This is a genomic window from Pseudoalteromonas sp. SR41-7, from assembly GCF_014163935.1.
Taxonomy (GTDB): Bacteria; Pseudomonadota; Gammaproteobacteria; order Enterobacterales; family Alteromonadaceae; genus Pseudoalteromonas; species Pseudoalteromonas distincta.
Window position 1 is genome coordinate 254,576 of the sequence record NZ_JACJEF010000005.1, and the last position, 16,335, is coordinate 270,910.

Annotated in this window: 21 protein-coding genes; 4 read left to right on the top strand and 17 right to left on the bottom strand. The window is 37.7% G+C overall.

Going from position 1 to position 16,335, the window contains the following annotated elements:
* Together H5092_RS09075 and H5092_RS09080 are read left to right on the top strand one after the other, a co-directional pair.
* Positions 1–1,230 carry an alanine--glyoxylate aminotransferase family protein gene (locus tag H5092_RS09075; RefSeq protein ID WP_182733366.1) on the top strand — a complete coding sequence of 410 codons (1,230 nt, stop codon included), beginning with the start codon at positions 1–3 and terminating at the stop codon, positions 1,228–1,230.
* 14 nt (positions 1,231–1,244) lie between these two features.
* Positions 1,245–2,528 (top strand): allantoate amidohydrolase, encoded by a 1,284-nt coding sequence (locus H5092_RS09080; protein WP_182733367.1) that lies wholly within the window; start codon positions 1,245–1,247, stop codon positions 2,526–2,528.
* A 127-nt stretch (positions 2,529–2,655) separates the two neighbouring features.
* On the opposite strand, the gene H5092_RS09085 is transcribed toward H5092_RS09080, so the two are convergent.
* From H5092_RS09085 to H5092_RS09150, 14 genes are all read right to left on the bottom strand, one after another.
* Complete coding sequence (locus H5092_RS09085) at positions 2,656–2,958, bottom strand: hypothetical protein (protein ID WP_024596154.1); 303 nt, start codon at positions 2,956–2,958, stop codon at positions 2,656–2,658.
* A 43-nt stretch (positions 2,959–3,001) separates the two neighbouring features.
* The gene (locus tag H5092_RS09090) at positions 3,002–3,250 is read right to left on the bottom strand and encodes a DUF1272 domain-containing protein (protein WP_182733368.1); all 249 of its coding nucleotides are present in this window, start codon (positions 3,248–3,250) and stop codon (positions 3,002–3,004) included.
* The gene (locus H5092_RS09095) at positions 3,244–3,606 is read right to left on the bottom strand and encodes a 2OG-Fe(II) oxygenase (RefSeq protein WP_007584341.1); all 363 of its coding nucleotides are present in this window, start codon (positions 3,604–3,606) and stop codon (positions 3,244–3,246) included. The genes H5092_RS09090 and H5092_RS09095 overlap by 7 nt, the downstream gene beginning before the upstream one ends.
* Before the next feature lie 236 nt (positions 3,607–3,842).
* A complete protein-coding gene (locus tag H5092_RS09100) occupies positions 3,843–5,381 on the bottom strand; it encodes a glucan biosynthesis protein (protein ID WP_182733369.1) in 1,539 nt (512 codons plus the stop codon).
* Positions 5,382–5,744: 363 nt separating this feature from the next.
* Positions 5,745–5,969, bottom strand: coding sequence for a ribosomal protein L7/L12 (locus H5092_RS09105; protein ID WP_007378552.1), 225 nt, complete (start codon positions 5,967–5,969; stop codon positions 5,745–5,747).
* A gap of 171 nt (positions 5,970–6,140) precedes the next feature.
* Positions 6,141–6,653: a hypothetical protein gene (locus H5092_RS09110; RefSeq protein WP_024596157.1), complete on the bottom strand. Its 513-nt coding sequence runs from the start codon at positions 6,651–6,653 to the stop codon at positions 6,141–6,143.
* Positions 6,654–6,776: 123 nt separating this feature from the next.
* Positions 6,777–7,154: a hypothetical protein gene (locus H5092_RS09115; RefSeq protein WP_310736008.1), complete on the bottom strand. Its 378-nt coding sequence runs from the start codon at positions 7,152–7,154 to the stop codon at positions 6,777–6,779.
* A gap of 252 nt (positions 7,155–7,406) precedes the next feature.
* Positions 7,407–7,868, bottom strand: coding sequence for a hypothetical protein (locus tag H5092_RS09120; RefSeq protein WP_182733370.1), 462 nt, complete (start codon positions 7,866–7,868; stop codon positions 7,407–7,409).
* Positions 7,869–8,056: 188 nt separating this feature from the next.
* Positions 8,057–8,641, bottom strand: a complete 585-nt coding sequence (locus H5092_RS09125) for a GNAT family N-acetyltransferase (RefSeq protein ID WP_182733419.1) — start codon at positions 8,639–8,641, stop codon at positions 8,057–8,059.
* Positions 8,642–8,957: 316 nt separating this feature from the next.
* On the bottom strand, positions 8,958–9,380 hold the full coding sequence (locus H5092_RS09130) for a hypothetical protein (RefSeq protein ID WP_182733371.1): 423 nt from the start codon (positions 9,378–9,380) through the stop codon (positions 8,958–8,960).
* A 78-nt stretch (positions 9,381–9,458) separates the two neighbouring features.
* Entirely contained in the window at positions 9,459–9,857 is a 399-nt protein-coding gene (locus tag H5092_RS09135) for a hypothetical protein (RefSeq protein ID WP_024593234.1), read from the bottom strand.
* Between the two features lie 111 nt (positions 9,858–9,968).
* Positions 9,969–10,289, bottom strand: a complete 321-nt coding sequence (locus H5092_RS09140; RefSeq protein WP_024596161.1) for a hypothetical protein — start codon at positions 10,287–10,289, stop codon at positions 9,969–9,971.
* A 235-nt stretch (positions 10,290–10,524) separates the two neighbouring features.
* Positions 10,525–10,776, bottom strand: a complete 252-nt coding sequence (locus H5092_RS09145) for a Rho-binding antiterminator (RefSeq protein WP_165744461.1) — start codon at positions 10,774–10,776, stop codon at positions 10,525–10,527.
* A 10-nt stretch (positions 10,777–10,786) separates the two neighbouring features.
* Positions 10,787–11,626, bottom strand: a complete 840-nt coding sequence (locus H5092_RS09150) for a DUF417 family protein (RefSeq protein ID WP_182733372.1) — start codon at positions 11,624–11,626, stop codon at positions 10,787–10,789.
* A gap of 284 nt (positions 11,627–11,910) precedes the next feature.
* Here H5092_RS09150 and H5092_RS09155 point away from each other — a divergent pair, with 284 nt between their 5' ends.
* On the top strand, positions 11,911–13,377 hold the full coding sequence (locus tag H5092_RS09155) for a DASS family sodium-coupled anion symporter (RefSeq protein ID WP_182733373.1): 1,467 nt from the start codon (positions 11,911–11,913) through the stop codon (positions 13,375–13,377).
* 96 nt (positions 13,378–13,473) lie between these two features.
* Positions 13,474–13,908 carry an N-acetyltransferase gene (locus H5092_RS09160; protein ID WP_182733374.1) on the top strand — a complete coding sequence of 145 codons (435 nt, stop codon included), beginning with the start codon at positions 13,474–13,476 and terminating at the stop codon, positions 13,906–13,908.
* Between the two features lie 2 nt (positions 13,909–13,910).
* Here the strand turns inward: H5092_RS09160 and H5092_RS09165 are convergent, their stop codons facing one another.
* The 3 genes from H5092_RS09165 to H5092_RS09175 form a co-directional block, all read right to left on the bottom strand.
* The gene (locus H5092_RS09165; protein WP_004334621.1) at positions 13,911–14,546 is read right to left on the bottom strand and encodes a trimeric intracellular cation channel family protein; all 636 of its coding nucleotides are present in this window, start codon (positions 14,544–14,546) and stop codon (positions 13,911–13,913) included.
* Between the two features lie 578 nt (positions 14,547–15,124).
* On the bottom strand, positions 15,125–15,526 hold the full coding sequence (locus tag H5092_RS09170) for a hypothetical protein (protein ID WP_182733375.1): 402 nt from the start codon (positions 15,524–15,526) through the stop codon (positions 15,125–15,127).
* Between the two features lie 135 nt (positions 15,527–15,661).
* Entirely contained in the window at positions 15,662–16,258 is a 597-nt protein-coding gene (locus H5092_RS09175) for an RDD family protein (protein WP_182733376.1), read from the bottom strand.
* Between the last annotated feature and the right edge of the window lie 77 nt (positions 16,259–16,335).

Consider the following 16,335-nt stretch of genomic DNA (forward strand, 5'->3'; position numbering starts at 1 on the left):
ATGTTTAATAACACGCAAGTTCAAACCTTAAACCCACCACAGCGTTTATTAATGGGACCAGGCCCAATTAATGCCGACCCTCGTGTTTTACGTGCTATGTCGGCGCAGCTTATAGGCCAATACGACCCAGTAATGACCGGTTTTATGAACGAAACCATGGCACGTTACCGCGAAATTTTTAAAACCAAAAACGAATGGACCATGCTAATAGATGGCACATCGCGCGCAGGGATTGAAGCCGTATTATGCTCAATTTTACGCCCAGGCGATAAAGTCCTTGTGCCAATTATGGGGCGCTTTGGCCACCTACTTGCTGAAATAGCAGAACGCGTTGGCGCAAAGGTGCACACAATAGAAGTACCGTGGGGCGAAGTGTTTACGCCAGAACAAATCGAAAAAGCCATTGTTGATGTAAAACCCCATGTACTTGCTATGGTACAAGGCGATACATCCACCACCATGAACCAACCTCTTGAGCATATTGGCGATATTTGCCAAAAGCACGATGTACTATTTTATTGTGATGCTACCGCATCTATTGTGGGCAACGAACTTCCTGCCGATGAATGGAAACTCGATGCACTTTCTGTTGGTCTGCAAAAGTGTTTAGGCGGTCCTTCTGGGTCTGCGCCATTAACACTAAGCGACAAATGCGCCGAGTGGATCCAAAAACGTAAAAAGGTAGAAGCAGGTATTCGCACGGCCGACCATACCGATGGCACCGAGCCATTTGTACGCTCAAACTACTTTGATTTAGGCATGATCATGAATTACTGGGGAGAGGAGCGCCTCAACCATCATACCGAAGCCACCAGCATGCTGTATTGCGCCTCAGAATGTGCTCGCATTGTTATTGAAGAAGGCGTGGATAACTGCGTAGCGCGCCACAAATTACATGGCGATGCCATGCTAACAGGCATTCAAGCGCTCGGCTTAAATGTATTTGGTGATTTAACACATAAAATGAACAACGTACTGGGTGTGTATATACCCGAGGGCATTAATGCCGATCACGTACGCGGACAAATGCTAACCGATTTCGGAATAGAAATTGGCACCTCGTTTGGCCCGCTGCATGGCAAAATTTGGCGTATTGGCACTATGGGCTACAACGCCCGCAAAGATGCTGTATTACAAACACTCGCAAGCTTAGACGCTTGCTTACATGCCAACGGTTACAAAGGCCCTAAAGGCGAAGCCTCTATTGCCGCCCTTGCTCACTATAAATAAAAAAAGGATTTAGCATGACGATTGTAAGCCCACAACACAGCCCTTTATTAGATAAAGAACTTGCTGATGAATACGCAACACGCGCTTTATCTCGCTGTAAAACCCTCAGCGCACTATCGCAAATGCAAGGCGGTATTCACCGCGTGTACTTATCAAAAGAGCACAAAGACTGTAACGCTGTTACTGCATCGTGGATGGTTGAGGCAGGCATGCAATCGTGGCAAGACGAAGTGGGCAACCTTTGGGGGCGACTAAAATCATCAAACCCACATGCTAAACGTTTAATTATAGGATCGCACCTCGACACAGTACCAAACGCAGGTGCGTTTGATGGTATTTTAGGTGTACTGCTGGGGATAGAAATTGCAGCGCTTGCACATAAGTTAAAGCTCGACCTGCCCTTTCATTTAGATGTAGTGGGCTTTTGCGATGAAGAAGGCACCCGCTTTGCCACAACTTTAATTGGCTCAAAAGCCCTCGCTAACGAATTTGATCCACAGTGGCTAAACATTGAAGACACAAACGGCATAACTATGCGCCAAGCCATGCTCGACTTTGGCCTAAACCCTAACGACTACGCAAAGGCCGCACTAAACAAAAACGAATTACTAGGTTACTGGGAAACTCATATTGAACAAGGTCCGGTGCTCGAATCGGTTAATCAGGCGTTAGGGGTTGTAACGGCTATTGCAGGGGCAAAACGCGCCATGCTTACCCTAACAGGCCAAAGCGGTCATGCGGGTACAACCCCTATGAATTTACGTCAGGATTCACTAGCAGGCTGCGCTGAATTAGTAACCGAAATTGAAAAACTAGCAAAAAGTGCGAGTAATGGCGAAGTAGCCACCGTAGGGCAAATACAGTCTCGCCCTGGGGCTACAAACGTGATTGCAGGCAAAACAACCATAAGCCTAGACGCACGTGCACAAAGCGACACCGATCTCGCTAATTTACTAAGCGCCATACAAAGCAGTGCACAATCTATAGCAAGCAAACGCAGTTTAACGCTTGATTGGCAATGGACGCATGCCGCCGATGCCGTAGCGTGCGACACCACTATTCAGCATTTGTTTTCAAGCGCATGTAAACTCAATAACCAAGCATCGCCTTCACTTGCCTCAGGCGCTGGGCACGATGCAATGGCAATCGCTCCAATTTGCCCCGTTGGCATGTTGTTTATACGCAGCCCTGGCGGTATAAGCCATCACCCAGCAGAAGCGGTTATCGACAGCGATGTAACAAAGGCACTCAGTGTAATGTACAGCGCGCTTTTACTTTATGTGAAAGAGTGTGAGTGATTTAAGGTAATCGAGTAAACCAAGTATATTAACTTGGTATGCTTAGGGGCTTAAACCTCCTCAAAGTCATTTGGAGGTTATTACTGAAGGCAGGTAAATGCAGGAATATATGTTATTTAAAGTAGCTTTATCGGGCTGCCCTTTGCTCTTTTAGGCTAAGGCGTTTATGTGAGCTATATACATGTTGAATGTTTGTACCATTAACCAAATATGCATCCATTTCGACGGTAATTAAACCCGATAATGGCTTGATTTCTAGAACACCCAACTCACCTAAATTTGCAGATAGTAAAGTATTATTCCTAATAGCTAACAAAGTTTTGTCAGTATCTCGTAAGTCACCATTCACATATAATTTAGCACCACTAAACCAAGTGTTAATTATTTTAACTTTGATTGACTTAACAGTAAATTCAAAGGATTTTCTCATCAGATCTCCATACCCAGAAATGTAATTATTATACTTTATGTTTTTATGTGCTTGGCGAACAAGCACTTTCTTTTAATACCCGTTTAGTCGATGCTGGGTAATTTTTTAGTGCAGCCAAAGGGCGAATTGGCCGCTGAACCAAATTACCTGAGCAGTTTGGGCACACGTTATTTAATACCGTTTGAGCACAGCCAGAACAAAATGTGCATTCAAATGAACAAATAAAAGCCTCTGTGGACTTTGCAGGTAGATTCTTATCACAACATTCACAATTAGGTCTTAAATCTAGCATTTAGCGCTCCCTTTTATCCACCCAATGCTGAGTAAATATCTATTACCTTTTATAACTTTTGATACCTGATGCTCACTTACATCAGGGCGGAATAGCTTAACCCGCTTTGTTTCAAATATCGGATTACTGCAAATAAACTCACCACCCAAATCTGCTTCTTTAAGCACTATATTCAATCGATAGTGTTTACCAGATTCAACTTTGTCTGTGTGTGGTGCTATTTCACTTCCTTGTGGGAATTTAAGCAAATATGTATCAAATTTAATTGGCCACGTAGCACCACAAATCAACATTTTATCGTAGCCTGATTTTTGTCGGCCTCGCTCCCAACAAAATAATTTACTCAAAAAAAACATACAATCCCTCGAAACAGCTAACAAGCTACAGGTTAACTCGTTTTTTTATTTTTATTGATAAACAAACCATAGCCGAGTTCATATTTTGATTCAATCGATTACTGTATTTTAGGTGGGATATAAAAGGGAGTTTTAATGGTGTTTTGATTGGCGCTTTAAAAGACATTATGGTGGCTATAATTGATTAGTAAACCAAAATATAGCCACCCGTTTTACTTTAATGCTTATTTAAGGTCTTATTTAATCGTTACCTTTGCATCACTTACCCATGTTTCAGTTATAGCTTCATCATTTTTATCAACTAAATACGCGCGTATGTTCACCGGATTGTTGTTAGCTTGTTTGTAGTCAAACGCTAATCGCCATTGGTTTGTACCAACTACCGGATAAACTCCAATAGGTTCTAATATTTCACCGTTGCTGGCTTCAACAATCGGCTTTATACCACTTTTGTTATCTAAGCCTTTAAATACTGGACCTTCAAAATCAATCACCATCTTGTTAACGCCTTCAGGAATAGGCTGGCCGGGAATTCCGCCTAAGCCTTGGCGAGTATTTACAACGCTTGCAAGGTTTTTTGATTTTGGATCGAGTGGACGCCATTCAATATCATAAGAAAAGGTAAACTCATCACCTTTGCGCGCCTCTTTTTCGGGCACCCAGTAGGCAACAATATTGTCGAACGTTTCATCTTTTGTAGGAATTTCGATTAACTGAACTGCGCCTTTGCCCCAATCGCCAGTAGGTTTAATCCACGCTGATGAACGCTTATTGTAAAATACGCCGTCGTCTTGGTAGTTATTAAAGTCACGATCTCTTTGGATTAAACCAAACCCTTTTGGGTTCTCATCAATAAAGCTATTGGTCGACACCGACTGAGGGTTATTTAATGGGCGCCAAACGTATTGACCCGATCCTGTGTGAATCGCCAGGCCATCGCTGTCGTGAATTTCTGGGCGCCAATCTTTAGCTTCTGTTTTATCTTTTTGTGAGTACCAATACATACTGGTTAATGGCGCTATACCTAAACGCTCAACATCGGCGCGCATATACAAATTAGCCGTTACAGAGGTAATATGGCCTTTGGCTTCTTTGTTATCTTTACTTAAACCAAATCGATAAGCACCAGTGATAGAAGGCCCTTCAAGCAATGCCCAAACAGACACACTTTCACCTTTTTTCTCTGCGGGGCCAATCCAAAATGCAGAAAAACGCGGAAATTCTTCTGGCTGATTCATGCCCGTATTAATCGCGATACCTCGGGCCGAGAGTCCATATTGCCCCTCTGGGCCGTCGGTACGAAAATAAGACGCGCCTAAAAAAGATATCCAATCGGGTTTCATATCTGGGCGCATTATTCTAAAGCCTGCAAATCCAAACCCTTCTGGGAGATCGTGAGCTGGGCTATTATCGGGCATATCAAAAACGTCATTACTAAAAGGTACATTTTGAACCTGATTTTTATCATCTCTGATGTAAATACTTACTGGCTCAGGAAAATATCGGCCAGGGTAAAATAATTGTACGGGCGCCTTTTTTCCACTTGGGTATAAGGTTTCATCTTCTTTAAAGCGTATTTTCCAGTGTTCGTCATACGTAATTTTATCGATTAACTCCGGCGCTGGCACCTTAGTTGGCGTATAGGGCTTTTCGGCTGAGGCTTTTGCTAGGGCTTTTAAGTCTTCGAATGAAAACTCCGTTTTATCTACTGCTTCTGTCGCGTAAGACGACATCGAAGTGCTAAAAATAATTGCGATAAATAACTTTAATTTCATAAAAAGAATGTCCAATAAATTGAGTCAAATAAAAATGGGAACGCTGCACGAACGTATGTTTAACTTAAAGTTCTGTATGGATATTACGTGACGTAATATGAACTAGTGTTTACTAAAATATAGTTATTTGACTACAGGACCTCCCATAGTTATTTTTTTAGGTATTGGTTTTAAGGGATATTGCGCGCGTTTGATGATATCGCTGAAGTGAAAATAAGTGGGATAGCCCAATTTATTATTAGATCGCTGGTATTCAAATGGATAAGGGTTGTATTTAGGTGGTGGAAAACGAAGAGGCTCACCCCTTTTAAAACTTGCAATTAATGGCTGAGTTTTATTTGGCCCTCACTTCAGGGCATGTTTTTATGTTTTTGAAGTTAATTTTTCAATAGCATCTTTAGCTTCTTTCAAACTTACACCATGAACAGATCTATAATATTTTATTGCTCTAACTTTATGACCTGATTTTAAAGCAACAATAACATCACCTTCAGTTACGCTGCCATGCTTAGGTATTGAGTTACCAAATATTAATATAAATAAAACTGCAATAACCGCTAAAACACCCCAAATATATTCAATTTCCATAAATATCCTCGATGTTCGAAAAATAATGAGCCTGTAGGTTAACTCGTTTTTTATTTATTTTTATTGATAAACAAACCATAGCTGAGTTCCTCTTTTGTTTGTAATAATGTTCACCAAGAGCAAAATGTATTTTTATTTTATCTTATTTTAATTATTCTTATTGGCTACTGGTTAAATAGCCTTTCGCATTTTATTTAATAACTCGTAGCATGCTTTATACAACAGTATTTCCATGTCTTCGTTATGGTACAAAGGACCCCAACGAAAAAAGCCTCTTAAGCTAAATTTTTTAGCTATGAATTCGCGCCACGTAACAGATTTAGAAACGCTGAACGTTTTAATCGTCTTATTGTGTTTAATATTATACAAGCGCGATACTAACTTAACTTTTGGTCGCCAAAATAGCGGAATAATAGCTGTATCAAAATCTATAGTGAATGCATCACCACCATGCAAAGTAACTATCACAACATCTAAACCAATATCTGACTTTTTAGGCTCTTTAATAGACGAAATACTGTGAAGACAAAAAATATCTTCAAGCTTCTTGTGCATATGATCTTGTAGTGAATCGCCCGTTATATAAAAAAACGACTCTACCTTAGAAAAATGGCTGTTATTAGCTACAGCTAACGATCCCAAATAAACATTTGGCTTTTCAGAGCTAAACCAATCGAATAGCAAATTTAAATTCCTTTTTTACTTATGCCGAATAAATAGGCCGTAAGGTTGTTATCTAAGGTTAGGGCGAAAAAGCAAAAACCAGCTGTTTTTGCTCTGCTTTACGATTTGTTTATTTACGCCCAACTATTTTCGACGTAATTGAATACCAAGTAATGTACCTAATAAAACAGCAATAACATGCAGCAAAGCTGAAATTAAATATATCAGAGGATCCATTGATATTTCTAATAAAATGTATAGTAAGGCACCGACACTTAGATCAATAAACCAATAAACCGCCGCAACTAAAAAGGCTTGTTTATACGGACTCACTGTTTGCATATAGCCTAGGTAACAATAAACGATTAAAGAGGTTACAAATCCGAGGACGTAATAAGTAAAAGTTAATGAGGTACTTTGAGTCATTTCATCAAAGCCAACAATCTTTGTTGCTATTGTTGATAAAGCAACTAGCAATAAATACAAGCCTACTGAAAAGAGTACAATCCTAGAGCATTTCACGATAATCCTTTAGCAATACAACGAGGCTGTAGAATAACTTCTATAGCCAAATTCAATTAATTAGTTTCTTTAATTAACTCTAAGCATTTTAAAGTAATGTGTAATAAATGTATTACCCATTAAACAGGCTGTTTTCATAAAAAGAGTAATTCTACAATCTCAACGCCTCAATTAAACAGCGTAAAATAGCTGGTTACAATAAGCTAGGTACGAACAAAAAAACTAACTATTAGAAGTCCGTTTAAGCAACTATTAGAGTTCGGTAGCTTGTACATATTTACAGCACTCTCTTAACAAGATCTCTGCGGCCTCTTTGTTAGATGGATCATGTTTACTCGAACCTAGTTCAACACCCATTGCCGTATAAACACTGCTATTTAATTGTAAATATTTAGTTTGATTAGGTGCAATTATTAGCTGTTTTGTATTCCTCCACACTCCTGTGAGTGGGCTCCAGCTAATTTTTAAATCGTAATTGCCCGCAGGTAATTTTATGTAAGAGAAAGTATTGTTTGGTAGTGCTACAATTTTTTTATCATTTATACTTACACGCATATCTGATGCCGCTGGTGGGGTAAACAACCTATGGAATACTAAGACACTTTGCTCTTCATTTGGTTGAGGTAGCTGTACCTGGTCAAAAGTTAAAGCATCTCTTGGGGCTGAAGCACAACCACTTAAAAATAATAGTAAGAAAAAATATATATAACGCATAAACACCTATCTGATTTGAATTATAACGAGCCTGTAGATTAACTCGTTTTTTATTTTTTTTGATAAACAAACCATAGCTGAGTTCCTATTTTGGTTCAATCGTTATTGTATTTCACGTGAAATATAAGAAGAGGACTCGGTGTTGTTTTAATTGACGTTTTGGAAGGTATTACTGGAAATTTAGTGTGCTAACTGTTTGTTATTATCCTAACTTGGCGTATCTCAGAGTACTCGGACTGAATTAAGCCAAAGCATTTAAGATCGTGAAACTGATTTTTCCAGTAACCACTTTGACGCCTTATACCTTCCTCTTTGAACCCAACTTTTAAAAGGAGTGACTCAGATGCAGAGTTTCCAAGAACAGTATCGCCTTGAATACGATTAAGTTTACCGCAAGATAAGTCACCTGAAAATGCGGCTTTAACTATTCGATGAACTGCTTCAGTGGAAAAACCCTTACCCCAATATTTAGGCAGTAAATCATATCCAATAACAGCATTTTTCATTTTAGGGCTCCAAGTATTAAAGCCGCAAGTACCTATAAGTTGATCTGTTTCTTTTAGGCGAATAGCCCAACGAATACCTGAGTTTTCTTTAAAACGAGCATTAAAAAACTCAATTAAATGGCTGGCTTGTGACAGTTCAGTAAACACCTCTAAATCATAATATTCTACAACTGAATTGTCCGAGAACAACTCAAACAAACTATTTGAATCTTCTTTTGATAATTGATCTAACCTTAAGCGATTTGTCTCTAAAGTTGGAAATAACAACCTAAATCCTCCGTGAAATATAACAAGCCTGTAGATTAACTCGTTTTTTAATTTTTTATTGATAAACAAACCATAGCTGAGTTCCTATTTTGGTTCAATCTATTACTGTATTTCACGTGGAATATAAAAAATTGTTAACTGTTGTTTTAATTGATGTTTTGGAGGGTATTACTGGATAATTTAGTGTGAGTGTCTTTTTACTCTTTCTTTCATTGTAGCTCAGCTTTTTGCGTGATTCATTTTTATAAAACTCACTTAACCCGCTGCTTTAATTTATTATTTATGTAAAAGTTAGAATGAATCTCATCCTAACTCTTTAGCTTTTGTTTAACTCTATTTTTGAAACGTAAAATACAATACCAGCAACAAGGCCTACTATAGAAAATAAAAATAATTGTAAAAAGCTATATCCATAACCTATTAACGTAATTGAACCATTTTCGACCAATACCTTACCATTAATGATTGAGCTATCTAAACCTGAAGGGAAAACAAAAAAGAAAGAAACTAAGCAAGTAGATATAACTGAAGATTTGAGCACTGTATTTAGCGAATAACCACAGCTTTTAGTGATAAATTTATAAATGGGAAATGCTGTTACTGGAACCAAAATTAGAACAACTATTAACGTCCAAATAAATATACTAAAAGGCATAATAGTAAATTTCCTTTCAATTGCCATTGGCGCTAAAAATGCAACAATTAAAGAGGCTAAAATAAAGCTAAATATTGTTCTCAACTCGAAACCTTCTTAGAAAGCTAACGCCTACCATAACCGATTTGTGGCGCTCTTGCACAAATCCGGTTAATGGCTTTGTTATGTAAGGTCACCGTCAAGTCCAAATTTTTCCCTGTTCAAAACTAGCGCTGCCAGCACAGTTACTCCTAACACTGTACCAACAGGGAACATGAAGAGTAACAATGTTGAATATATTATTAGTGCCCAAAAAAGCCACTTAGTTCGATAGTTTAAGCCCACAACGGAAAATGTTAAAAAGCAAAGTGCAACTAAAAATAAGATGAACCCTGTTACTGTAGACAAAGCTGTTGATGACATTTCTTCTTGTGATATTTTAGGTTCATTACTTCCAAACAGCGTTATCTCTTGAAATGAAGAGGACATAATTAAATACGAATCAACAATTCCCCAAAGAGGTGCCCAGAAAAGCAATAATCCCAGAACTGCGACGTATTTCCCTATAGTTTCCTTGTTCATCATCTCTCCTCACGTAGTTATATAAAGAGCCTGTTAACAGGCAGAAAATAGTTAGTTAAATTAGCAACAAAGGAACAAAGCCAACTATTTTTATCCTTGTTTAACAGCCTGTTATGCATTGTTTACACTACAGTCAATTGTTGCGTTAATCTTTGGTGGGTAGACAGAACCAAACTGACTATGCGAGCCATAAGTACCCATTTTATATTTTTTAACGTATATATCACTAGATTTGCATAACTCTTTTCCTTTGAGCTCTACCAATTCGACCATATCTGTTTCATTAAGATCGGTATGACCAAGAACCTCAATTGAATACGTCCCATCAGAATTTTTGCTTACATCGCTATATTGGACTATGACACCTTTATAAGTTTTCATTCCAACACAACCAGAGATTATTAATATGATTAAAGGTAGATACTTTTTCATGCTTATCCTTAAACACCTAACAGCTTATTCAACACCACTTTGGGGATTTATAGCACCCCAAAACGGCGTATATTACAGTGTTCAATAATTCCACTAAACAACTTCAATGTAAACAAGTAATTAAATATGTTACAAAAAACCCTTTGTTATTTTTCACCAAAACGGTGTTTAATAATGTTATTGGACAAAACAAAAATAGGGCTTTATTTATGATAAAAACGAATGAGTGAGGCATTTACTTTACTTCAAAATTCACATGGTCAAAGTATGGGTTTTTCTCATGCGCTTTAAGTACGCTGATTGTAGTTAGCACAATGAGTTTCAACTCGCTATTTACATTAACAACTATGCATTCGTCTCTATTAGCATTGCGTTTTGTGTCAGTTGCTACGCCACATACACCATCACCATTTTTTAATATAAGCTCAATGCTTAAATGGTGCATACAAGCAATTTCGATGTAGTCGTATTGGTTGCAACTGATCATAACGCTCTCTTTATTTAGTCGGCTTAAAAATCATTAAAAAAGCAATAACAACAAGGTTGGCTATATACCACAAATCTTTAATTACAAATTGCCCTAAACGATCCAATAAAGTGGATGAACTAAATGCACCGGTTGCGGTAATTAAGAATGTTTGGGTCATCATAAATACGCTTAAACACGCTAAGCCACTTACAATAATTAGCTTTTTATTATTTAAAAATAGCCCTAAGCCCAATAACACAGCAAATAATACATCAAACCCGCCAATCATGTTAGACGCGCCTTGTACGCTAAATACCGTGTATAACCACGACATAAACGGTGAGGTTTCTACTAAACTTACAATGCCTTTTGCTTCAAACTCATAAAACTTCATGCCGCCAATCCATAATAAAACCATAGCAACAGGTATAAAGTTTAATAGTACGTGTTGTTTGTCGGTAAGTTTGTCTTTATAAAACAAAAACAAATACAAAGGCACTACAGCAAAGTATTTAATTATGCCCTGCCCGCTACCAATGATTGGAAAGCCACCAAGTTGCGCCATCCAACGGTTACTGGCAAACAAGGTAAGTAATGCTACTAAACTTATAATTGCTGCAAGTAAAAGTGCTGGTGTAGGTTTCATTAGTTTAAGGCGAGCGAGCACGGTGGCAAACGCTAAGGCAATCATAAATGAGCCACTAATTAAACCTAACGCAGATACAGACATTAGCGAATCAACGCCATAATAACTAAACGTAGCCGTTAACGTATTAGGGTTTGCTCCTAACGCAAACGACAAGCCAAGTAGTAAAAAGCTACTCGTTAATAAAAAAGTAATCACGTTATTGGTTAGTTTTAAGTTCATTGTATTTCCAAGTATTCGTTGAGGTTTATAAAGACCTTACGAACCTATAAAACAATTCAAGCTAACTCTTAAAAATCAGAGTTAATTAAGCACACTGTAAGCTCTTATCGGGTAATGTAATCAATCACTTTAGTTTATAGTTTATTTCCTCTTTATTAATAAAATTAAATAAGTCTAATATTCATATGATGTGCGTCATCTTTTTTATTATTAAATGAAGTAGAATAACGTCGTCTTTTCAATAAACAGAATGCATGCATTTCTAAAACTTAGGGACATTTTTAATGAAGGGTACTGATATTCGAGTTACCTCTGGACTGATTTCTATAGCCATTGTTTTACTACTTTGGTTTGCTGTACCGCCTCCGCAAGGTGTTACCGAAAACGCATGGCATTTGCTCGCTTTATTTATTGGTACTGTAGTTGCCATTATTGGTAAAGCAATGCCTATCGGCGCCATTGCTATGTTAGCTATTACTTCTGTTGCGTTAACCGGCGTAACTAATGACAGCCCATCTGGCGCTATTAAAGATGCATTAAGTGGCTTTTCTAACTCATTAATTTGGTTGATTGGTATTGCTATTATTATTTCTCGGGGTTTAGCTAAAACTGGTTTGGGAAATCGTATTGGCTATAATTTTATTTCTCTTTTTGGTAAAAAAACAGTTGGTATTGGCTATGCACTCGCACTTTCTGAACTTGTTATAGCGCCTGTAACGCCAAGTAATACCGCGCGAGGCGGCGCTATTATTCACCCAATAATGAAGTCTATAGCAACAAGCTTTGGCTCTTCCCCTGAGGAAGGCACATCTCGTAAAATTGGCCACTACCTTGCTTTAGTTAGCTACCATATAAACCCTATTACATCAGCTATGTTTATTACCGCCACGGCTCCTAACCCGCTAATTGTAAAGCTGATTGCAGATGCTACTGGTGCAAATATTAGTATTACTTGGAGTACGTGGGCGCTGGCAGCGCTTGTTCCTGGTTTGCTATGTATTGCCCTTGTGCCTTTGGTTGTTTATGCCATTTACCCACCTGAAGTTAAAAGTACGCCCGACGCTAAAACCTACGCAGAATCTAAATTAACTGAAATGGGCCCAATGAGTTATGGCGAAAAAATAATGGTGGGTGTTTTTGCTATGCTGCTTATTTTATGGGCCGGCGTGCCTGCAATGATTTTAGGGGCTGAATACGCAGTTAATACAACCGCAGTGGCTTTTTTGGGTTTGTCGGTTTTATTAGTGACTGGTGTATTAAGCTGGGACGATGTACTTAAAGAAAAGTCAGCGTGGGATACCGTTGTTTGGTTTTCTGCATTAGTAATGATGGCCACTTTTTTAAATAAACTAGGTTTGGTAACGTGGTTTTCAACACTTGTTGAGAGCAACATTGCGCAACTGGGCTTTGACTGGATTGTATCGGCTATTATATTGGTAGCTGTGTATTTTTATGCTCATTACTTTTTTGCCAGTACCACAGCACATATCACTGCTATGTTTGCCGCATTTTACGCCGCAGGTTTAGCGCTTGGCGCTCCGCCTTTATTTTTAGGTTTACTGTTAGCTGGCGCCTCATCACTGATGATGTCGTTAACACATTACGCAACAGGCACATCACCCATAGTGTTTGGCTCAGGCTATGTATCGTTAAAAGACTGGTGGGTAATGGGCCTTATAATGAGCGTTATTAATTTAAGTGTATGGGGAATTATTGGCGGGCTTTGGTGGAAAGCACTTGGGTATTGGTAATATTGCCTTGTTAGTTTGGCTTGCACATTTAATACTGCGCACTTATTTTAGTTAGTTCTACAAATATAAACATTGAGGCTGTTGCAAGGGAGCACTATGGTTTTTAAATTTATAAAGGCAGCATATTCAGACCGAGACTACTTATTAAGCCTCAGAAAACTGACTATGGTCGAACACTTAGAAAATGCCGGGTTATTTTTAACAGATCAACAGCATGTTTTAAGGCTTAATGATCAATATGACTGCTCCCATCTTATAGTTATAAATGAGGTACCAATTGGTACTTTAAAATACCAAACACACGCTCAATACGTTGAAATAATGCAATTACAAATACATCCATTGCACCAAAATAAAGGGTATGGGAAAGCGGTTATTGAACAAGTTATTACAAATGCGCAGTCAAAACCCATTAAACTCACCGTGCTTAAAAACAACCCAGCATTAGGACTTTATAAGCGGCTGGGTTTTACTATAACGGATGAGGATAATTACGAGTACCACATGCAAACGCGAGCTACTCGTAGCTAAAATTAGTCGCTTTGATCTCTGAAGTCTTTTTTTCTGAAAATAGTTAAATGCCAACCCCAATGCAAAGAGCCTAATCTTAAAAAGATAGTCGTGAAAAATGAGCCTAAAATACACCAAATGTAATCTACATTAAGGCTAAATAAAGCAGCATAAACTGCGCCACCCGCTAAACACGCAGAGGCGTAAGGTTCGCTGCGCATAACAGTTGGTACTTCACGGCAAATTACGTCACGTATTAAACCACCAAATATACCTGTAGTGATACCCATGGTAATTGCGACCACCATGCCAGAGCCATTAATGAGTGCTTTTTCTATCCCCATAATATTAAATAGCGCCATACCCACAGCGTCTACCAATAAAAAGTAGTAGTTATTAACGCGCGGTAAATATCGAATAAAGGCAATTGTTGCTATAACGGCCCCATAGGTTGAATATAAATACTCTGGGGTTGCAATCCAAAATACCGGTTTGTTTAAAAGTATATCTCTGAGGGTACCGCCCCCTAGTGCAGTAACGGTTGCAACCACTACGACGCCAAAGCCACTAATGTTTTTTTCATACCCAAGCAATGCCCCTGCAACAGCAAAAAATGCAACACCGAGTAACCCTAGTACCATAAAGTATTCAGCAGTCATGGTAATTCCTTTTTAAAGTTTATTAGGAGTTGTATCAACTTACGTGCCAAAAAACTGAGTAAATATAAATAAACCAAAAATTTAAGTGACTGAAATTTATAAGCTTATTTAATTTATTAAAAAACGTTAGCTATGTGATATTTAGTGAAGGATTAACAAGAGTAATTATTTTAATTATGGGTAGTTTTTACACGTTAAAGTACAGAGGGATTTTGTTACAGAGTTGCAGTCGAGCACTTTTAAATTTTAAGCAAAAATTAAATGAACAATAAAGCTATTACCAATATTACAAAAATAATAGGCAATATTGCATGTTGCCAGTTTTGTTCTTTATTTTGATTATAGAGTGTTTGCATTGAGCTTTTATCATTATTGGTAAAACTATGCTGGCACTGCATACAGTTTTGGGCTTTTATGCTCACCCAAGTACCACATTTAATACATGCGTAACACCTCGACAGTTTATCAAACTCGTTTGTGTTCCTAAATATTCTCATTTATCACCTCATTGATTTTCGCCGCAGTAAGAAACCCAATGAATAATATATGCTCTTTAAATTCATTGTTACTTCTTTACTTTATTCAATAATTTTTACATTTGGAATGTTTTGTAAAAGGTAGGATTTTAAAGATTCAAACGCATCTTTATTGAAAATAAACTCAGTTGTTTTACCATTAACTTGATTATACGGTAGTGCAAATACACCGTGCCTCTTAGTTTTGTCGATGACAACTTTGTTAATATCGTTAATATTAAACACTTGCTTATAAACGTATAATATTTGCCCCTCAACGCGTACAGCCTTTAACGGGCTTTGCTCAACATTGCGCGAACGAATAAACACAAAATATAAAATAACGGGAAATAAAAACAGGTTAAACGCTTGCAAACTAAAAGGTTTATCTATCAATACAATATATGTTGAGTAACAAATTAAAGAGGCCGCTAGTGCTAAAATTAGTTGTGTGTTGTTTTTCATAATCATCCTTGGTTACTAGTCAAAAAAATCGGTAAGGTTTTTTAATTATATTACCAATTTAGTGAAATACGCCATTTTGTAACTTTTGCTAATCAAACTTAAATCCGGGCAAAGCTGCCATAATTAATATTCTGATTAATCTACATAACTCACTTTTGTTCCCGCTAAATGATCATGTAAACATCGTTTATCTTTTCCAAATATAAATAATGGATTAACAAAACCAGCTATAAACTGACCTACCGAAGGGACAAGTGATAATAGTTGCATACAAAGCATGCGTTTAAAGTAAATTGTAGTAAAGCTTGCTTGTGTACCATCTAAATTTTCAATACGGATAGACATTAAAGATTTACCAATTGTTTGTCCGCGTTGGTACATAAGGTAACCATGAAGCACTAACGTGCTTAATATGCCATAACCTAGCAAACCTGCAGATAAAGTAAGTGTTGGTTGGCTTAAATTATCAAACCCTACGAGTATGAATACAGGTATAAAACAAACAACACCTAAAACGCCATCAACAATAGCAGCCACTAGCCTATCTGAGCGCGTTGCTTTTTCTCCTGCTACTTTTGATACAATATTTTCAGATGGGCTCTGTGCTTCTCGCGTTTCAATTAAGTCGTCTATTTCTTTTGCTCGTTCTGGGTAGGCTTCGCGATCTATAGCTCTCGCTGATGAGTAAAGCTCATCTAAAGTGTAGGTAGAAAAATCAATTTCAGAATCCATGCAAAAAATCCATATAGTGTTATTAAAAAGTAATTTAACACAATTAATTTAAGCTATTCAATTATTTAAAATAATCA